The 1,217-nt window shown below is 67.5% G+C and carries 3 protein-coding genes; 2 read left to right on the forward strand and 1 reads right to left on the reverse strand.

Features of this window, described 5'->3' with window-relative positions; all coding sequences use genetic code 11:
• On the forward strand, positions 1-270 hold a 270-nt coding region (locus AB0F91_RS47235), incomplete at its 5' end, for a transposase (protein ID WP_360609080.1).
• Between the two features lie 277 nt (positions 271-547).
• Positions 548-883 (forward strand): SDR family NAD(P)-dependent oxidoreductase, encoded by a 336-nt coding sequence (locus tag AB0F91_RS47240; protein WP_360609082.1) that lies wholly within the window; start codon positions 548-550, stop codon positions 881-883.
• On the opposite strand, the gene AB0F91_RS47245 is transcribed toward AB0F91_RS47240, so the two are convergent.
• Positions 858-1,217 (reverse strand): TetR-like C-terminal domain-containing protein (locus AB0F91_RS47245; RefSeq protein ID WP_360609084.1); only part of this gene is annotated, 360 nt, incomplete at its 5' end. The two genes, AB0F91_RS47240 and AB0F91_RS47245, sit on opposite strands and share 26 nt — an antisense overlap.

The raw sequence follows: 1,217 nt of genomic DNA on the forward strand, positions 1-1,217 counted from the left end.
CCGGCGTCGTCAGGGCTCACCAACCGCCATCGGCTCAACCGGACCGGGGACCGGCAGCTCAATCGCGCCCTGCACACCATCGTCATGATCCGCACCCGCATCGACCCCGCCACCAGGAACTACATCCTGCGCCGCACCGCCGAAGGCAAGTCCTCCCGAGAAGCCCGGCGCTGCCTCAAACGGACCGTCGCACGCCAGATCTACAAGCTCCCGGAACGAACAGCAGCACCCACACGAACAACCCTCAGCCCCGTCGCCGAGGCGGCTTGACAGATATAGCAGCCTCGAAATCCAGCGCTAAGCGATGAGCATGGCCTGAGCTGCGCTGACCCAACGCCCGTGGCGACTTCGGCTTTTTTGCGGTCCACCCATCGCCGGCGTGTACGTGGCACGGGTGATGGGTGGGCCGCTGTCGATCGCGCAACTGTGGAGAGCGCCGATGTCATAGGAAATGCGAGTGCTGCGGGTCGTCAGGCTGGTCGCGTGTGGGGCCTCGCCGCCACACGCGACCAGTCCACCTTCTCCGTATTGGAAGGAAACGAACGTCATGAAGCCGAGCCCTGTGCAGAGCGTAATCAGTATCGATCTCAGCGGCCGGACCGCTCTGGTGACAGGAGCGGCCAGCGGGGTCGGCCGGGCATGTGCGCTTCGCCTCGCCGCCACGGGTGCGCGCGTGCGCGCTGTGGACCGCGATGCCGACGGTCTCGCCGACCTCGCAGAGCAGTCCCCCTGGTGGAGGAAGTGGTACTGGACATCAGGGCTGTGCTCGCCGACTCCCTCCCTCGCGTGGGCCGGCCTTCGCAGAGGGACGTGCCTTCATGCCCACGGGCGGGACGGGTGGCGTGACGGCTGGGTAACTACGCGCGTTCGGCAGGCGGTGTAGTGGAGCGGACTCCGGCCAGGAGGAGGTCCACGAGCCGGCGGACGTAGTCGCGGTCAGCCGGCAGATTGCGTTCCAGGATGCGCAGGTGGAGCGGGCCGGTCAGGGCCTCCAGCAGGAGTTCCGCGTCGGTTTCGCGCGGGATTTCGCCCCGGTCGATGCCGCGGTGGATGACTGCGCCGACGCGGTCGAGGCGGGCAGTCCAAAACTGCTCGAGCAGTTCCTGGAACCGTGTGTCATCGGGTTGGACGAGGGTGATCCGGGCCAGCGCCCGGCCGGTGGGCGTGGCGAGGAAGGCAGCCAGGTCGGTGAAGAAGGCCGTCAGGTCCTCACGGAT

It is taken from the genome of Amycolatopsis sp. NPDC023774 (genome assembly GCF_040639695.1).
Taxonomy (GTDB): Bacteria; Actinomycetota; Actinomycetes; order Mycobacteriales; family Pseudonocardiaceae; genus Amycolatopsis.

What these genes read in the sequence shown, in the direction of transcription:
- AB0F91_RS47240 (WP_360609082.1), top strand. Translation starts at nt 548, where the DNA reads ATGAAGCCGAGCCCTGTGCAGAGCGTAATCAGTATCGATCTCAGCGGC.